Annotated in this window: 20 protein-coding genes; 16 read left to right on the forward strand and 4 right to left on the reverse strand. The window is 61.8% G+C overall.

All coding sequences use genetic code 11. The annotated features are described in order from the left end of the window. Positions 1-71: 71 nt before the first annotated feature. A complete protein-coding gene (locus GGI48_RS19835; RefSeq protein WP_016967028.1) occupies positions 72-413 on the reverse strand; it encodes a zinc ribbon domain-containing protein YjdM in 342 nt (113 codons plus the stop codon). Positions 414-536: 123 nt separating this feature from the next. Further along, on the reverse strand, positions 537-1,505 hold the full coding sequence (locus GGI48_RS19840) for a polyprenyl synthetase family protein (protein WP_016967027.1): 969 nt from the start codon (positions 1,503-1,505) through the stop codon (positions 537-539). A 263-nt stretch (positions 1,506-1,768) separates the two neighbouring features. On the opposite strand from GGI48_RS19840, the gene rplU reads away from it, so the two are divergent. The 5 genes from rplU (at position 1,769) to GGI48_RS19865 (ending at position 5,576) form a co-directional block, all read left to right on the forward strand. Then, entirely contained in the window at positions 1,769-2,080 is a 312-nt protein-coding gene (gene rplU / locus GGI48_RS19845; RefSeq protein WP_003228361.1) for a 50S ribosomal protein L21, read from the forward strand. 35 nt (positions 2,081-2,115) lie between these two features. Further along, positions 2,116-2,373: a 50S ribosomal protein L27 gene (gene rpmA, locus GGI48_RS19850; protein ID WP_003228360.1), complete on the forward strand. Its 258-nt coding sequence runs from the start codon at positions 2,116-2,118 to the stop codon at positions 2,371-2,373. 194 nt (positions 2,374-2,567) lie between these two features. After that, positions 2,568-3,791, forward strand: coding sequence for an Obg family GTPase CgtA (gene cgtA, locus GGI48_RS19855; RefSeq protein WP_179599688.1), 1,224 nt, complete (start codon positions 2,568-2,570; stop codon positions 3,789-3,791). A gap of 185 nt (positions 3,792-3,976) precedes the next feature. Beyond that, positions 3,977-5,095 (forward strand): glutamate 5-kinase, encoded by a 1,119-nt coding sequence (proB, locus tag GGI48_RS19860; RefSeq protein WP_016967025.1) that lies wholly within the window; start codon positions 3,977-3,979, stop codon positions 5,093-5,095. Between the two features lie 19 nt (positions 5,096-5,114). Next, on the forward strand, positions 5,115-5,576 hold the full coding sequence (locus tag GGI48_RS19865) for a CreA family protein (protein WP_016967024.1): 462 nt from the start codon (positions 5,115-5,117) through the stop codon (positions 5,574-5,576). Between the two features lie 109 nt (positions 5,577-5,685). On the opposite strand, the gene rpsT is transcribed toward GGI48_RS19865, so the two are convergent. Continuing rightward, the gene (gene rpsT / locus GGI48_RS19870; protein WP_016967023.1) at positions 5,686-5,964 is read right to left on the reverse strand and encodes a 30S ribosomal protein S20; all 279 of its coding nucleotides are present in this window, start codon (positions 5,962-5,964) and stop codon (positions 5,686-5,688) included. A gap of 251 nt (positions 5,965-6,215) precedes the next feature. On the opposite strand from rpsT, the gene murJ reads away from it, so the two are divergent. The 6 genes from murJ (at position 6,216) to ispH (ending at position 13,674) form a co-directional block, all read left to right on the forward strand. Further along, a complete protein-coding gene (murJ, locus tag GGI48_RS19875) occupies positions 6,216-7,754 on the forward strand; it encodes a murein biosynthesis integral membrane protein MurJ (RefSeq protein WP_047306169.1) in 1,539 nt (512 codons plus the stop codon). A gap of 129 nt (positions 7,755-7,883) precedes the next feature. Continuing rightward, on the forward strand, positions 7,884-8,828 hold the full coding sequence (gene ribF / locus GGI48_RS19880) for a bifunctional riboflavin kinase/FAD synthetase (protein WP_179599690.1): 945 nt from the start codon (positions 7,884-7,886) through the stop codon (positions 8,826-8,828). Between the two features lie 13 nt (positions 8,829-8,841). Continuing rightward, the gene (gene ileS, locus GGI48_RS19885) at positions 8,842-11,673 is read left to right on the forward strand and encodes an isoleucine--tRNA ligase (RefSeq protein WP_179599692.1); all 2,832 of its coding nucleotides are present in this window, start codon (positions 8,842-8,844) and stop codon (positions 11,671-11,673) included. After that, positions 11,666-12,178, forward strand: coding sequence for a signal peptidase II (lspA, locus tag GGI48_RS19890; protein ID WP_016964296.1), 513 nt, complete (start codon positions 11,666-11,668; stop codon positions 12,176-12,178). Before ileS ends, lspA begins: the two co-directional genes overlap by 8 nt. Next, the gene (gene fkpB / locus GGI48_RS19895) at positions 12,171-12,623 is read left to right on the forward strand and encodes an FKBP-type peptidyl-prolyl cis-trans isomerase (RefSeq protein WP_016964297.1); all 453 of its coding nucleotides are present in this window, start codon (positions 12,171-12,173) and stop codon (positions 12,621-12,623) included. Before lspA ends, fkpB begins: the two co-directional genes overlap by 8 nt. A 103-nt stretch (positions 12,624-12,726) precedes the next feature. After that, positions 12,727-13,674 carry a 4-hydroxy-3-methylbut-2-enyl diphosphate reductase gene (gene ispH, locus GGI48_RS19900; protein ID WP_047306167.1) on the forward strand — a complete coding sequence of 316 codons (948 nt, stop codon included), beginning with the start codon at positions 12,727-12,729 and terminating at the stop codon, positions 13,672-13,674. On the opposite strand, the gene GGI48_RS19905 is transcribed toward ispH, so the two are convergent. Continuing rightward, positions 13,675-14,199: a GspH/FimT family protein gene (locus tag GGI48_RS19905; protein ID WP_179599694.1), complete on the reverse strand. Its 525-nt coding sequence runs from the start codon at positions 14,197-14,199 to the stop codon at positions 13,675-13,677. It abuts the gene before it with no gap. Positions 14,200-14,585: 386 nt separating this feature from the next. On the opposite strand from GGI48_RS19905, the gene pilV reads away from it, so the two are divergent. From pilV to GGI48_RS19930, 5 genes are all read left to right on the forward strand, one after another. Next, positions 14,586-15,029, forward strand: a complete 444-nt coding sequence (gene pilV / locus GGI48_RS19910) for a type IV pilus modification protein PilV (protein ID WP_179599696.1) — start codon at positions 14,586-14,588, stop codon at positions 15,027-15,029. Further along, positions 15,026-15,736, forward strand: a complete 711-nt coding sequence (locus GGI48_RS19915) for a PilW family protein (RefSeq protein WP_409565326.1) — start codon at positions 15,026-15,028, stop codon at positions 15,734-15,736. The genes pilV and GGI48_RS19915 overlap by 4 nt, the downstream gene beginning before the upstream one ends. Positions 15,737-15,777: 41 nt before the next feature. After that, entirely contained in the window at positions 15,778-16,218 is a 441-nt protein-coding gene (locus GGI48_RS19920; protein WP_179599698.1) for a PilX N-terminal domain-containing pilus assembly protein, read from the forward strand. Positions 16,219-16,408: 190 nt separating this feature from the next. Beyond that, entirely contained in the window at positions 16,409-16,675 is a 267-nt protein-coding gene (locus tag GGI48_RS19925) for a hypothetical protein (RefSeq protein WP_179599700.1), read from the forward strand. Positions 16,676-16,690: 15 nt separating this feature from the next. Then, positions 16,691-17,092 (forward strand): type IV pilin protein, encoded by a 402-nt coding sequence (locus GGI48_RS19930; protein WP_179599702.1) that lies wholly within the window; start codon positions 16,691-16,693, stop codon positions 17,090-17,092. Positions 17,093-17,113: the final 21 nt, after the last annotated feature.

Below are 17,113 nucleotides of genomic sequence, written 5' to 3' on the forward strand. Positions count from 1 at the left end.
GTGGGTGGATCAAGCATGGCGGGGGTGTAGGCGGGATACCCTCTCGCGGCAGGCGCGAGAGGGTGCGGGCGTCAGACCTTGCGGACGAACTCGGACTTGAGCTTCATTGGGCCAATGCCGTCGATCTTGCAGTCGATGTCGTGGTCGCCATCGCACAGGCGGATGTTCTTGACCTTGGTGCCGACCTTGACCACCAGGGAGGTGCCCTTGACCTTGAGGTCCTTGATCACGGTGATGGTGTCGCCGTCTTGCAGCACGTTGCCCACCGAATCTTTCTTCACGGCTTCATCGGAGGCGGCTTCGGCTTCGCCGCTGGCGGACCACTCGTGGGCGCACTCGGGGCAGATCAGCTGGGTGCCGTCCTCGTAGGTGTATTCGGAATTGCATTTTGGGCAGGGTGGCAAAGTGCTCACTTAAGCTCCTCAAAGTCAGGATGGCTAAAAAGCGCACATTGTATAGGGTTTTGTCGGGGAGGGGGCTGTGAGGCGCTTCGATGGCGTGCCGGCTCCTGCGGGCAGCAGGAACCGGGGGGCTGTTTAGTGGGTGCGGGCGACGGCGAATTCGCTCAATTCCACCAGGGCGTCGCGGTATTCGCTGGGTGGCAGGGCTTCCAGGCAGGTAATGGCGCGAGCCACGTAGTCGCGGGCCAATTGCGCGGTGTAGTCCAGAGAGCCCGAGGCCTCAACCGCGGCACGGATGCTTTCCAGGTCTTCGATACCGCCTTTCTGGATCGCCTGGCGCACCAGGGCTGCCTGTTCCGGGGTGCCTTCACGCATGGTGTAGATCAGCGGCAGGGTCGGTTTGCCCTCCGCCAGGTCGTCACCGACGTTCTTGCCCAGGGTTTCGGCATCGCCACGGTAGTCCAGCAGGTCGTCCACCAGTTGGAAGGCCACGCCCAGATGATCGCCAAAGGTGCGCAGGGCTTCGGCCTGTTCCGGCGTCGCGCCGGCCAGGGCGGCGGCGCTGTGGGTCGAGGCTTCGAAGAGCATCGCGGTCTTGCCGCGAATGACTTCCATATAGGTTTCTTCGGTGGTGCTGGCGTCACGCACCTTGGACAGTTGCAGCACTTCGCCTTCGGCGATGATCCGCGTGGCCTGGGACAGAATGCGCATGACCGGCATCGAGCCCAGCTCAACCATCATCTCGAAGGAACGGGAGTACAGAAAATCGCCGACCAGGACGCTGGGCGCATTGCCCCACATGGCGTTGGCGGTGGAGCGGCCACGGCGCATGCCGGACATGTCGACCACGTCGTCGTGCAGCAGGGTGGCGGTGTGCAGGAACTCGATGGTGGCGGCCAGCAGGCGCAGGTCATCGCCTTCGCGGCCCAGGGCCTTGCCACATAGCAACACCAACAGCGGGCGCAGGCGCTTGCCTCCGGCCGAAGTGATGTAGTCGCCGATTTTCGAAACCAGCGGTACTCGGGAAGTCAACTGTTTCTTGATGATGCCGTCGACGGCGCTAAAATCGTCCGCCACCGCGCGGTAGAAAGCTTGGGGTTGCATCAGCGACAGGTGCTCCAGAAGGGTTGCGCGGCATGCTAGGACCCGCGTCCGCAGGTGTCAAGGCGCGCTCCCGGCGGTGCCTTGCGCAGTCTGAACGGCACTTGCATCGCTATTGTGCCTTGCGTACAATCGCGCACCCTGAACTTCCTGGGCAGCACCTGCCTTACGCAATTGCACTTGGGCCGTTCCAGCCCCATGCAGCCATGCCAGCCAATACCTCTTCTTATAAAGAGCTGGGTGAGCAGGATTATCGGAGAAATACCATGTACGCAGTAATCGTTACCGGCGGTAAGCAATACAAGGTCGCTGAAGGTGAATACCTGAAGATCGAAAAACTGGAAGTCGCCACTGGCGAATCCGTGACTTTTGACCGCGTTCTGTTGGTCGCCAACGGCGACGACGTGAACATCGGCGCACCTGTTGTTGCTGGCGCAACCGTCAAGGCTGAAGTGATCTCCCAAGGTCGTCACGATAAGGTCCGCATCATCAAGTTCCGTCGCCGTAAGCACCACATGAAGCGTATGGGCCACCGCCAGTGGTTCACCGAGATCAAAATCACCGGTATTCAGGCTTAATTTCAGCCTAATTCCTCACTAGGAGAATTGAACTCATGGCACACAAAAAAGCTGGTGGTAGTACCCGTAACGGTCGCGACTCAGAAGCCAAACGCCTTGGCGTGAAGATGTATGGCGGCCAGGTCATCAAGGCCGGCAACATCATCGTGCGTCAGCGCGGCACCCAATTCCACGCTGGCTACGGCGTTGGCATGGGTAAAGATCACACCCTGTTCGCGAAAATCGAAGGCGTGATCAAGTTTGAAGTAAAAGGCGCCTTCGGTCGTCGTTACGTGAGCGTTGTCGCCGCTTAATTGCGCGATCGCTGGAAAAGCCCTGTCTCGCGACGGGGCTTTTTCGTTTGTGGGATGAGTCTCTTGCAAAACTGTTTGTACGAGCTGGCAGCGTTGGATGTTTCGGTCGTTGATTGAGGTCGCTGCGCTCATTTTTGCAAGAGTCTTATGTCTTGGTTTCTTCAGCTCGCCCATGCGGCGAGAGGCGTTTGATCATGAAGTTTGTTGATGAAGTTTCGATCCGAGTAAAAGCTGGCGACGGCGGCAATGGCTGCATGAGTTTCCGTCGGGAAAAATTCATCGAGAACGGTGGTCCCAACGGTGGTGACGGTGGTGACGGCGGCTCGATCTATATGGTTGCCGACGAAAACCTCAATACGCTGGTGGACTACCGTTACACCCGGCATTTCGATGCCGAGCGCGGTTCCAATGGTGGCAGCACCGACTGCACCGGCAAGAAGGGCGAAGATCTGGAGCTGCGGGTTCCGGTCGGCACCACCATCATCGATGCGGGCACCCAGGAGGTCATTGGTGACCTGACCAAGGCCGGCCAGCGCCTGATGGTAGTGCAGGGCGGCTGGCACGGTCTGGGTAACACCCGGTTCAAGTCCAGTACCAACCGTGCGCCGCGCCAGACCACTCCAGGCAAGCCGGGTGAGCAGCGCGATCTCAAGCTGGAGCTGAAAGTGCTGGCGGACGTCGGTCTGCTGGGCTTGCCGAATGCTGGCAAAAGTACCTTTATTCGCTCGGTTTCCGCGGCCAAGCCGAAGGTCGCCGATTACCCGTTCACCACTCTGGTGCCGAACCTGGGCGTGGTCAGCGTCGATCGCTGGAAGAGCTTCGTCATTGCCGATATTCCGGGGCTGATCGAAGGGGCTTCCGATGGTGCGGGCCTGGGGATTCGCTTCCTCAAGCACTTGGCGCGCACGCGCATCCTGCTGCACCTGGTGGATATGGCGCCGCTGGATGAGAGCAGTCCGGCGGATGCTGCGGAGGTGATCGTCAATGAGTTGGTCAAGTTCAGTCCGTCCCTGGCTGAGCGCGAGCGCTGGCTGGTGCTGAACAAGAGCGACCAGATCCTTGAGGAGGAGCGTGAGGAGCGCGTCAAGGAGATCGTTGATCGCCTGGAGTGGACTGGTCCGGTGTATGTGATTTCGGCCATCTCCAAGGATGGCACCGAGCGCCTGAGTCGCGACATCATGCGTTACCTGGAAGATCGCGCCGATCGTCTGGCGGCCGACCCGGCCTACGCCGACGAGCTGGCCGAGCTGGATCAGCGCATCGAGGATGAGGCGCGCGCCCAGTTGCAGGCGCTGGATGATCAGCGTGCTCTGCGTCGCAGTGGCGTCAAGAGTGTCCATGACATCGGTGACGATGATTGGGATGAAGAGGATGTGGATGACGAGGATGGTCCGGAAATCATCTACGTCCGTGACTGATCCTGTCGTGGCGGGCTGGCCCCGCGAAGACGGTTTATCTGGCCTGGCGCGGTGTTATCATCGCTGCCGGCCAGCTCTCAAGGCGCCGCTCATTCGAGCGGCGTTTTGGTATCTGCAAGGCGTAAATACGAATAACCCCATGAGTGGCGCTCGGTCGCGCTGCTCGCTGGCAAAGGTTGAATAAGATGCGGAGCAAGGTGACGGGTGCGCAACGCTGGGTCGTGAAGATCGGTAGCGCGCTGCTGACGGCGGACGGCAAGGGGCTGGATCGCGCTGCAATGGGTGTATGGGTCGAGCAGATGGTGGCCTTGCATGAGGCTGGCGTCGAATTGGTATTGGTTTCCTCGGGCGCAGTGGCGGCCGGGATGAGCCGCTTGGGCTGGACCGCACGACCGAGTGCGATGCATGAGCTGCAGGCGGCCGCCGCCATTGGCCAGATGGGGCTGGTGCAGGCCTGGGAGTCGAGTTTTGCCGAGCATGGCCGGCATACCGCACAGATTCTGCTGACCCATGACGACCTGTCGGACCGCAAGCGTTACCTCAATGCGCGCAGTACCCTGCGGGCGTTGGTGGAGCTCAAGGTGATTCCGGTGATCAATGAAAACGACACCGTGGTCACTGATGAAATCCGCTTTGGCGACAACGACACCCTGGCGGCTCTGGTTGCCAACCTGGTGGAGGCCGATCTGCTGGTGATTCTCACGGATCGCGATGGCATGTTCGATGCTGATCCGCGCAGCAATCCCGATGCTCAGTTGATTTACGAGGCGCGTGCCGACGATCCGGCGCTGGATGCCGTGGCTGGCGGTACCGGCGGCGCCCTGGGGCGCGGTGGCATGCAGACCAAACTGCGAGCGGCGCGGCTGGCGGCGCGCTCCGGTGCGCACACCATCATTGTCGGTGGGCGTCTGGAGCGGGTGCTGGATCGCCTCAAGGCTGGCGAGCGCATTGGCACCTTGTTGTCGCCGGAGCGCGGCATGCTGGCGGCTCGCAAGCAGTGGCTGGCCGGGCATCTGCAGACCCGTGGCACTCTGGTGCTGGATGAGGGGGCGGTGGCGGCGCTTTCCCAGGGCAACAAGAGTTTGTTGCCGGTAGGGGTCAAGCAGGTCCAGGGCGGTTTCCGGCGTGGCGAAATGGTGGTTTGCGTGGCGCCCGATGGTCGCGAGATCGCCCGAGGCCTGGCCAACTACAGTGCGCTTGAGGCGCAGAAGATCATCGGTCAGCCCTCTGATGCCATTGTGGGGGTCCTGGGCTACATGGCTGAGCCGGAACTGGTTCACCGCGATAACCTGATTCTGGTGTAAGCGATCTGAGGAAAAGCGAATGCGCGTAGCAAAAGGATTGTTGGGCTTGCTCTTGGCGATGCCGTTCATGGTGTCGGCTGAGGAAATTGGTCAGGTATCCACGGTGTTCAAGTTTGTCGGGCCGAACGATCGCATCGTGGTCGAGGCCTTCGATGATCCCAAGGTGGACGGTGTGACGTGTTATCTGTCGCGAGCCAAGACCGGTGGTCTCAAGGGTGGCCTGGGTCTGGCGGAGGATCGCGCCGAGGCGTCGATCGCTTGTCGCCAGGTGGGGCCGATCGCGTTCAAAGGCGAGCTCAAGGACGGTGAGGAGGTGTTCAAGGAACGCACTTCGCTGGTGTTCAAGACCATGCAAGTGGTGCGTTTCCTTGATAAGAAGCGCAATACCCTGGTGTATCTGGTCTACAGCGATCGGGTGATCGAGGGGAGTCCGCAGAATGCGGTGACAGCGATTCCTATTCTGCCTTGGCCGCATCAGTGAAATGTTGAATCTTGGCGAGCCGGCTCCGGGAGGGGCTGGCTGGTTGAGCTGTTAAATGGCAGGCAATAAAAAACCGACCCTTGGGTCGGTTTTTTAACAAGCGTGTCGCTTAGGCTGCAGCAGCAAGGTTCAGCGCCTTGATGTGGCCATTCAGACGACCTTTATGGCGAGCAGCTTTGTTCTTGTGGATGATGCCTTTATCGGCCATGCGGTCGATAACTGGCACGGCCAGAACATAAGCAGCTTGCGCTTTAGCGGCGTCTTTGGCGTCGATGGCCTTAACTACGTTCTTGATGTAGGTACGAACCATGGAACGCAGGCTGGCGTTGTGGCTGCGACGCTTCTCAGCCTGTTTTGCACGTTTTTTGGCGGAAGGTGTGTTGGCCACCGTCGAGCTCCTCGAAAGACTTTTGGGGAAATAGCAAACAAAATAGGCCGCGAATCATGCCGATGAGTTGAAGTCTTGTCAAGGGCGGGTGATACGTTCCGCTGAGTGGTCGATCTGAAGAGGCGGGATATTTATTTCCGGCGCTTGACCTGTAAACTCGCGAGCTTTGGCTCTGTGCTGTTGCGGCGCGGAGTATCGCATAAGTAGGCGTCTTTTCGCCTGCTGTTTATCTACAGGCAAACAACCTTTTCATGAACCTGCTCAAGTCACTGGCCGCGGTCAGCTCTATCACGATGCTTTCCCGGGTGCTGGGATTTGTCCGCGACACCATCATCGCGCGCACGTTCGGCGCCGGGATGGCGACGGATGCTTTCTTCATCGCCTTCAAACTGCCCAACCTGCTGCGGCGGATCTTTGCCGAGGGAGCCTTCTCCCAGGCCTTTGTGCCGATCCTCGCGGAGTACAAGAGCCAGCAGGGAGAGGAAGCGACCCGCACCTTTATTGCTTATGTCTCGGGTTTGCTGACTCTGGTCCTGGCGTTGGTCACGGCCCTGGGCATCATTGCCGCGCCGTGGGTGATCTGGGCCACGGCGCCGGGTTTTGTCGATTCGCCGGAAAAATTCGCCCTGACCTCCGATCTGTTGCGGGTGACCTTTCCTTATATATTGCTGATTTCGCTGTCCTCTCTGGCCGGGGCGATTCTCAATACCTGGAATCGCTTCTCGGTGCCGGCTTTCGTGCCGACCCTGCTCAACGTCAGCATGATTATCTTCGCGCTGTTCCTCACGCCGTATTTCGATCCGCCTGTGATGGCGTTGGGGTGGGCGGTACTGGCCGGTGGCCTGGCGCAGTTGCTCTACCAACTGCCGCATCTGAAGAAGATCGGCATGCTGGTGCTGCCGCGCCTGAATCTGCGGGACACCGGTGTCTGGCGAGTGATGAAGCAGATGCTGCCGGCGATTCTCGGGGTGTCCGTCAGTCAGATCTCGCTGATCATCAACACCATCTTTGCCTCGTTTCTGGTGGCCGGCTCCGTGTCCTGGATGTATTACGCCGACCGGCTCATGGAGCTGCCGTCCGGCGTGCTGGGTGTCGCTCTGGGGACCATTCTGCTGCCGACCCTGGCCAAGACCTACGCCAGCCAGGATCGTCATGAGTACTCGCGGATTCTCGATTGGGGGTTGCGCCTGTGTTTCATCCTGGTGCTGCCGTGCTCCCTGGCCCTGGGCATACTCGCCGAGCCGCTGACCGTCTCGCTGTTCCAGTATGGCGAGTTCAGTGCCTTTGATGCCTCCATGACCCAGCGTGCGCTGGTGGCTTATGCCGTGGGTTTGCTGGGGATCATCGTGATCAAGGTGCTGGCGCCGGGCTTCTATGCGCAGCAGAACATCCGCACGCCGGTGAAAATCGCCATTTTCACCCTGATCGTGACCCAGTTGCTCAACCTGGCATTTATCGGTCCCTTGAAGCATGCCGGCCTGGCCCTGGCCATCAGTGCCGGAGCCTGTATCAATGCGGGCCTTTTGTTTTATCAGTTGCGCAAGCAGCAGATGTTCCAGCCGCAGCCGGGTTGGGGACGGTTTACCTTGAAGTTGCTGCTGGCCGTGGCGGTCATGTCTGCGGTATTGCTGGGTCTGATGCATGTCATGCCGGCCTGGGATCAAGGCCACATGCTCCAGCGTTTTCTGCGCCTGGGCGTGCTGGTGGTGGCTGGAGTGGTGGCGTATTTCGGCATGTTGGCCCTATTGGGCTTCCGTTTGCGGGACTTCAATCGCAAGGCCTTGAACTGACGACTGTTTAGTCTTCAGGGCGGGGCGGGCATCGGTTTTGTCGGTTCAACCACATTGGCGTAAGGTGCTGCCTGTCGTCGGCCGCCGGGTGTGGTTATAATCGGCCACTTTATGAGCAAGAAGCGCGTTATGCAGCTGGTTCGAGGCCTCCACAATCTGCGCCCCCAGCATCGGGGCTGCGTCGCCACTATTGGCAACTTTGACGGTGTTCACCGTGGTCACCAGGCTATTCTGGGGCGGCTGCGTGAACGTGCGCTCGAGTTGGGCGTGCCCAGCTGCGTGGTGATTTTCGAGCCGCAGCCGCGGGAGTTCTTCTCTCCGGAGACCGCACCGGCCCGCCTGGCCCGCTTGCGCGACAAGCTGCAGTTGCTGGCTCAGGCAGGCGTCGACCGGGTCCTGTGCCTGGCCTTCAATCAGCGCCTGAGCAAGCTGGGCGCCAGCGAGTTCGTCGAGCGGATCCTGGTGGACGGCCTGGGTGTGCAGCACCTGGAAGTGGGGGATGATTTCCGCTTCGGCTGCGATCGGGTCGGCGATTTCGAGTTCCTGCAGCAGGCCGGAGCCAGCCACGGGTTTACCGTGGAAGCCGCGCAGACCGTTGAGCTGGATGGCTTGCGCGTCAGCAGCACCCAGGTCCGCAATGCCCTGGCCTCTGCCGACTTTGATCTGGCCGAGCGGCTGCTCGGTCGTCCGTACCGGATTGCCGGACGGGTCCTGCACGGGCAGAAACTGGCGCGCCAGTTGGGCACGCCCACCGCCAACGTGCAATTGAAGCGCCGCCGCGTGCCGCTTTCCGGGGTCTACCTGGTGAGCGTCGATATCGATGGCAAGACCTGGCCCGGCGTCGCCAACATTGGCGTGCGGCCCACGGTTGCAGGTGATGGCAAGGCCCACCTGGAAGTTCATCTTTTAGATTTTGCCGGCGATCTGTATGACCGGCGTTTGACGGTGGTTTTCCACCACAAGCTGCGTGAAGAGCAGCGTTTCGCCTCCCTGGAGGCGTTGAAGACGGCGATCAATGCGGATGTTGCCGCCGCCCGTGCCCAAGTGGCACGTATCCATAGCGCCAATCGCTAATGAAGAGCCTTAAATGACCGACTATAAAGCCACGTTAAACCTTCCGGACACCGCCTTCCCAATGAAGGCCGGCCTGCCTCAGCGCGAACCACAGATTCTGCAGCGTTGGGACAGCATTGGCCTGTACGGAAAGTTGCGCGAGATTGGCAAGGATCGTCCGAAATTCGTCCTGCACGACGGCCCTCCCTATGCCAACGGCTCGATTCACATCGGTCATGCGGTCAACAAGATTCTCAAGGACATGATCATCCGCTCGAAAACCCTGGCGGGTTTCGACGCGCCTTATGTTCCGGGCTGGGACTGCCACGGCCTGCCGATCGAGCACAAGGTCGAGGTGACCCACGGCAAGAACCTGTCCTCGGACCAGACCCGCGAGCTGTGCCGCGCCTACGCCTCCGAGCAGATCGAAGGGCAGAAGGCCGAGTTCATCCGCCTGGGCGTGCTGGGTGACTGGGCCAACCCCTACAAGACCATGAACTTCGCCAACGAGGCCGGGGAGATCCGTGCCCTGGCAGAGATGGTCAAGGGCGGCTTCGTGTTCAAGGGCCTGAAGCCGGTGAACTGGTGCTTCGACTGCGGTTCGGCCCTGGCCGAGGCGGAAGTCGAATATCAGGACAAGAAGTCCGCCACCATCGACGTGGCCTTCCCGATTGCCGACGAAGACAAGCTGGCTGGCGCCTTCGGCCTGGCCAAGCTGGCCAAGCCCGCGGCCATCGTGATCTGGACCACCACCCCGTGGACCATCCCGGCCAACCAGGCGCTGAACGTCCATCCGGAGTTCAACTACGCTCTGGTCGACGCCGGCGAGCGCCTCTTGGTGCTGGCTGAGGAACTGGTGGAGTCCTGCCTGGCCCGCTACAACCTGGAAGGCTCGGTGATCGCCACCGCCCCGGGTTCGGCCCTGGAACTGATCAACTTCCGCCATCCGTTCTACGATCGTCTGTCGCCGGTGTACCTGGCCGAATACGTGGAGCTGGGCGCCGGCACCGGCGTGGTGCACTCCTCGCCAGCCTACGGTGAAGACGACTTCGTGACCTGCAAGCGCTACGGCATGGTCAACGACGACATCCTCAATCCGGTACAGAGCAACGGTGTCTACGCGTCATCGCTGGAGTTCTTCGGCGGCCAGTTCATCTGGAAGGCCAACCCGGCCATCGTCGACAAGCTGAGCGAAGTCGGCGCGCTGCTGCACACCGAAACCATCAGCCACAGCTACATGCACTGCTGGCGTCACAAGACCCCGCTGATCTATCGCGCCACCGCGCAATGGTTCGTCGGCATGGACAAGCAGCCGCAAGCCGGCGACAGCCTGCGCCAGCGCGCCCTGCAAGCCATCGAAGACACCCAGTTCGTACCGGCCTGGGGCCAGGCGCGCCTGCATTCGATGATCGCCAACCGTCCGGACTGGTGCATTTCCCGCCAGCGCAACTGGGGCGTGCCGATCCCGTTCTTCCTGCACAAGGAAAGCGGCGAGCTGCACCCACGCACCGTCGAGCTGATGGAAGAGGTGGCCAAGCGCGTCGAACAGGAGGGCATCGAAGCCTGGTTCAAGATGGACGCCGCTGAACTGCTGGGCGACGAAGCCGCTCAGTACGACAAGATCAGCGACACCCTGGACGTCTGGTTCGATTCCGGCACCACTCACTGGCACGTGCTGCGCGGTTCGCACCCGATGGGCCACGAAAGCGGTCCGCGGGCCGACCTGTACCTGGAAGGTTCCGACCAGCACCGTGGCTGGTTCCACTCGTCCTTGCTCACCGGTTGCGCCATCGACAACCACGCGCCGTACCGCGAACTCTTGACCCACGGTTTCACCGTGGACGAGAACGGCCGCAAGATGTCCAAGTCCCTGGGCAACGTGATCGCTCCGCAGAAGGTCAACGACACCCTGGGCGCCGACATCATGCGCCTGTGGGTTTCGGCCACCGACTACTCCGGCGAGATGGCGGTGTCCGATCAGATCCTGCAGCGCAGCGCCGACGCCTACCGGCGTATCCGTAACACCGCGCGCTTCCTGCTCTCCAACCTGAGCGGCTTCAACCCGGCCACCGATCTGCTGCCGGCTGAAGACATGCTGGCCCTGGACCGCTGGGCCGTGGACCGTACCCTGCTGCTGCAGCGCGAGCTGGAACTGCACTACGGCGAATACCGCTTCTGGAACGTCTACTCCAAGGTGCACAACTTCTGTGTGCAGGAGCTGGGCGGCTTCTACCTGGACATCATCAAGGACCGTCAGTACACCACCGGCGCCAACAGCCAGGCTCGGCGTTCCTGCCAGACCGCGCTGTTCCACATCTCCGAGGCGCTGGTGCGCTGGATCGCGCCGATCCTGGCCTTTACCGCCGACGAGCTGTGGCAGTACCTGCCGGGCGAGCGCAACGAATCGGTAATGCTCAACACCTGGTACGAAGGATTGAGCGAGCTGCCGGAAGGCTTCGAGCTGGACCGCGCCTTCTGGGAGCGGATCATGGCGGTCAAGGCGGCGGTCAACAAGGAACTGGAGAACCAGCGCGCGGCGAAAGCCGTGGGCGGCAACCTGCAGGCCGAAGTGACGCTGTACGCCGAAGACTCGCTGTCGGCCGATCTGGCCAAGCTGAGCAACGAACTGCGCTTCGTGCTGATCACCTCCACCGCCAGCGTCGCGCCTCTGGCCCAGGCCCCGGCGGACGCGGTGGAAACCGAAGTCAGCGGCCTCAAGCTGAAAGTGGTCAAGTCCAGCTTCGTCAAGTGCGCCCGTTGCTGGCACTGCCGCGAAGACGTTGGCGTGCACCCGGAGCACCCGGAGATCTGCGGGCGTTGCGTGGACAACATCAGCGGCGCGGGCGAGGTTCGTCACTATGCCTAACGCCGCAGGCCGTTTCGGCCGTCTGGGCTGGCTGTGGTTGAGCGTGCTGGTCCTGGTCATCGACCAGGTCAGCAAGCTGCACTTCGAAAGTTCGTTGAGCATGTACCAGCAGATCGTGGTGATCCCGGATTACTTCAGCTGGACCCTGGCCTACAACACTGGCGCGGCTTTCAGCTTCCTTGCCGACAGCTCCGGCTGGCAGCGCTGGCTGTTCGCCCTGATCGCGATCGTGGTCAGTGCGGTGCTGGTGGTCTGGCTCAAGCGCCTGGGGCGCAATGAAACCTGGCTGGCCATCGCCCTGGCCCTGGTGCTGGGCGGTGCCTTGGGCAACCTGTACGACCGTATCGCCCTAGGCCATGTGATCGATTTCATCCTGGTGCACTGGCAGAACCGCTGGTACTTCCCGGCATTCAACTTCGCCGACAGCGCCATTACCGTCGGCGCGGTGATGCTGGCCCTGGATATGTTCAAGAGCAAGAAAACCGGAGAAGCCGTTCATGACTGAACAGGTATTGACTGAACAACGTATCGGTCAGAACACGGAAGTCACTTTGCATTTCGCATTGCGCCTGGAGAACGGCGACACCGTGGACAGCACCTTCGACAAGGCCCCGGCGACCTTCAAGGTTGGCGATGGCAACCTGTTGCCCGGGTTCGAAGCCGCGCTGTTCGGCTTCAAGGCCGGCGACAAGCGCAACCTGACGATCGAGCCGGAAAACGCCTTTGGCCAGCCCAACCCGCAGAACGTGCAGACCATCCCGCGTTCGCAGTTCCAGGACATGGAGCTGTCGGAAGGCTTGCTGGTGATCTTCAATGACGCGGCGAATACCGAGTTGCCCGGTGTGGTCAAAGCCTTCGATGACGCTCAGGTCACCGTGGACTTCAACCACCCGCTGGCCGGCAAGACCCTGACCTTTGATGTCGAGATCATCGACGTCAAAGCGCTTTAAAAGCATCGCCGGCAAGCTGTCTCCTATTCTGTAGGAGCCGGCTTGCCGGCGATCCGCTGTCTACAACGATCTAACTTCTTGCGCGCAAGACACGAGGCACAGCATGCAAATCAAACTCGCCAACCCCCGTGGCTTCTGCGCCGGTGTGGACCGGGCGATCGAAATCGTCAATCGCGCCCTGGAAGTCTTCGGGCCGCCGATCTACGTCCGGCATGAAGTGGTGCACAACAAATTTGTCGTCGAAGACCTGCGCAATCGCGGAGCGATCTTCGTCGAAGAGCTGGACCAGGTGCCGGATGACGTGATTGTCATCTTCAGCGCCCACGGTGTGTCCCAGGCGGTGCGCAACGAGGCCGCCGGTCGTGGTCTCAAGGTGTTCGACGCCACCTGCCCGCTGGTGACCAAGGTGCATATCGAAGTGGCGCGCTACAGCCGCGACGGTCGTGAATGCATCCTCATTGGCCACGCCGGCCACCCTGAAGTCGAAGGCACCATGGGCCAGTACGATGCCAGCAATGGTGGCGCCATCTACCTGGTGGAAGACGAGAAGGACGTGGCCGAGCTGCAGGTGCGCAACCCCGAGCGCCTGGCCTTCGTGACCCAGACCACCTTGTCCATGGATGACACCAGCCGGGTGATCGACGCCCTGCGTGCGCGTTTCCCGGCCATTGGCGGGCCGCGCAAGGACGACATTTGCTACGCCACGCAAAACCGCCAGGACGCGGTCAAGCAACTGGCCGACGAATGCGACGTGGTGCTGGTGGTCGGCAGCCCCAACAGTTCCAACTCCAACCGCCTGCGCGAGCTGGCCGAGCGCATGGCCACCCCGGCCTACCTGATCGACGGTGCCGAGGATCTGCAGCGCAGTTGGTTCGATGGGGTCGAGCGTATTGGCATCACCGCCGGTGCTTCGGCGCCGGAAGTTCTGGTGCGTGGCGTGATCCAGCAACTGCAAGCCTGGGGCGCCACGGGGGCCGACGAGCTGGCGGGACGCGAAGAGAACATCACCTTCTCCATGCCCAAAGAGCTGCGGGTTCGCTCCCTGCTCTGATCAGCCTGCTGTCGCGCACAAGGCCTGCTCGGCGTGATCGCTGCGCAGGCTGACCCGCCCGCTGCGTGACAGCACCACCTGATGACGGCTGTGCTCCTGGTCGGCCCGGCAGATATGCAGGGTGCCGGCCTGGAAGGCGCCACTGGGCAGCAACGGGTTGCCCAGAGGGCTGAAGCGCACGTAGTGCTGCACGGGGCGATTGCCCACAATCAGTACCTGCCCGCCGCTGCGCCGCTCGACCAGCAGCGGATTCCCCAAGTCCTCCGGCCCCCTGCCACTGATATCCAGAATGATGCGCCAGCCTCGGCTCCAGTCGTTGTCCAGACCATGGATCAACGTGGTGCGCTGATGCAGGATCGCCGCCGCCCGGGCATTGCGCAGGCCGCTGGCAAGCATTTGCGCCGTGTCCTGATGGCGATTGGCGCGCAGCAGCTCACTGAGCGCGGTGCTGGACAGTGGCAGCAACAGCGCCAGCACCGCCAGTGCGGTTAGCAGCTCAATCAGGCTGAAGCCTTTCTCGTGCATGCGGTCTCCCTCCGTGGAGCGCCCTGTTTCACGCAACAGCTGCGTGCCCTTGAGCTAAAGTGCCAGTCTCCGACCGGCCAGGCGTTGCGCTGTTATAGCCGAGGACTCTGCCAAGGCTTGCCAAGTATTTGCGTACAAAGGGTTTCTGCTCGCTGTTGCCTTCAGCCGGCGCTGTGTGGGGGTACAGGGCAATGTATTGCGGGGTGTTCCAGCCAGCGGTCTGGGGGCGACGCCGAGGCTAACCTCAGGAGGCGGCTGCATCGATTTCAGCTGTCCTGACGCGCGGATCGCGGGACTTGGATAGTCCATCGCCTGGGGGCAGAAGCCGCCGCAGCGAGTGACCGGTGTCGGTTTCAACGCAGGGGGCGTCAGGGAGGAGGTTACGGATGAACCCGTGGCAGGCACAGGACGGCATGACCCTGATCGAGGTGCTGGTGGCCCTTTCGATCTTGGCGGTGGGCCTGTTGGGAGCCGCGGCGCTGCAGATCCGGGCGCTGCAGCATACCGACAGTGCGCGAATGAGCACCCAGGCCAGCTTTATCGCCTACGACATGCTCGATCGGATCCGGGCCAATGCATCTGCCGATTACACCCTTGCCACTCCCGCTGAGGGCAACACGGGCAATGCGCGGGATCAGGACTTGCTGGACTTCGCCAGCAACGTTGCCAGTTTTGGCGGCCCCAGCGCCAAGGGCCGCATCAGCGTCAGCCAGCAGGTCTACACCGTGCGCATCACCTGGGACGACTCCCGCGCCGCCGGCCAAGTCGCTGGCCAGCGCAGCTTGGAACTCAGCAGCCGAGTCGCCGTGGACCCGGGAGGCACGCGGTGAAGCAAGGCCATTGCGGTTTTACGCTGGTGGAGATGATGCTGGCGCTGCTCTGGGGGCTGGTGCTGGTGTTGGGCGCGGCCCAGGTATTTATCGCGGCGAAGCACACCTACCTCAGCCAGAACGCCTCGGCCTACCTGCAGGAGGACGGGCGTTTTGTCCTGAGCAAGATGCTTCAGGAAATTCGCATGGCGGGGCTGGCCGGTTGTTTGCGAGAGGTTGAGGACGCGAGCAGCGCCACGGAGTTCTCGCGCTATAGGGCCACCCCGATTCAGTGGGACAGCGCCGAGCACAAGCTGACCCTGATCACTGCGGATGTCGGTGAGGATGGCGGGGCGCCGACCTGGAGCCTGGTGACTGACTGTCAGCGCCACGCGGTGGCCTATTCAGGGGCTCATCAGGGGGGTGTCGGGCAGCAGGTGTTTGCCTTGCGACGAGTGTTCTACAGCTTCAAGAACCATCAACTGTTGCTCGGCAGTGGCCTGGGCAAGCAGCAAGCCGTGCTGCTGGACAACGTCGAAGCCTTTGATGTCGGCTTCGGCATGGCCCGTTCCGCAACAGAGAGCGGGGTTTCCGGCTACAGCCCGCATCCGGGTGATCCGGCGCGGATTCGCAGCGTGCGATTGCGCCTGACCCTGGCCGATCCCGACGCCCGCGTCAGCCCGCAGAGCTTCACGGTGGTGGCGGCCTTGCGCAACAGGTTGCCCTGATGCTGTGCCCGGCAGGATGCTGGCCCGCCGGTGAGCGGGGCATGGCGCTGTTGGTGAGTCTGGTGTTTCTGCTGGTGCTGAGCCTGATTGGCCTGTCATCCCTGCAAAACGCCACCTTGCAGGAAAAGATGGCCGCCAGCCTGGACCGGCACAATCGGTCTTTCCAGGCCGCGGAGGCGGCGCTGCGCCTGGGGGAAAGCGCGGTTCGCCAGGGGAATTACTCTTTGCCGCCGTGCGCAGATCCTGCGCGCTGCGCACCTCCGGCTGAATCGACGGTGGTCAGCGGTGCCGGCTTCAATGAGGCTTCGGCCGTGACCTGGATCGCCACCGGCGAGGGTTTTTATGCGGTGCAGAATCTGGGGGTTGTCCTGAATGCGGTCGGCCTGCCCCCCGGCACCTCGGCCACGTTGTACCGGGTGACCGCAGTGGGGCTGGCGGGGCAGGCGCGCAGCGTGTTGGAGAGCATCTATGCCAAGTACTGAGTCGTACTCGTTTCTGTGTCGATGGCCGTTCGTGGTTGCGGTCGTGCTGCTGGGCAGTTGGGAAGGGGTTGTCGCGGGTGAAGTCCAGTCGCTGGCCACTGTGGCTGATCAGGCTCCGGAGCCTTCTGGCGTATCCGCTTGGTTGACCTTGAGTGCTGGCTGGTTCAGGTCTGGCGTGTATTGCTCATACATGGCCTGCGGGAAATTGATCGAGTTGCAGGCGTTCAGCGGTAAGATGCTCGACGCCGCGCTGCAGGACGCCAATCGCGATGGCATCGTGGCGGACCAGGAAGCCCTGTCCCAAGGCCTCGGGGTTGTCGATCCGGTTCCTGGCCGTGCAGGTGTTTCCAGCCATCAGCCGCGCAAGACCGTCAGCGACCCTGGCGGCGCCAGCAGCTCCCTGGAGGACAGCTCCAGCGGTGGCAGTCGGCGCATCCTGTGGCGACAAATTCAGTAAGCGAGATTCTTGACCATGCGCAGATCCAACCAAGGTTTTACCCTGATCGAAATCATGATCGTGATTGCGATCATAGGTCTGGTCCTGACCTTGAGCCTTCCCAGCATCACCGAACACTTGAAGAAGCCCCATCGCAGTGAAATCGCTGCGTTGCTGACCGAGCAGGCACAGCAGCTCGAACGCCACTTTTCCAAAGCCGGGGTCTACAGCAACGCCGCCGACCTGAGTGCCGGCAACGATTACTACAGCATCACCCCGACCCTGACCGACACCGGCTTCTCGCTGACCGCAACACCCAAGGCCGATACGCTGATGGCGGGGGACAAATGCGGCAGTTTCAGCATCGATCAAACCGGTGCCACCAGCGTCAGCGGTCAGGCCGAAGGGCTGAAGGCCAAGGACTGCTGGGGGCGTTGATCACGGGTTTCGGGGGCTGCG

It is taken from the genome of Pseudomonas protegens, from assembly GCF_013407925.2.
GTDB lineage: Bacteria > Pseudomonadota > Gammaproteobacteria > Pseudomonadales > Pseudomonadaceae > Aquipseudomonas > Aquipseudomonas fluorescens_AP.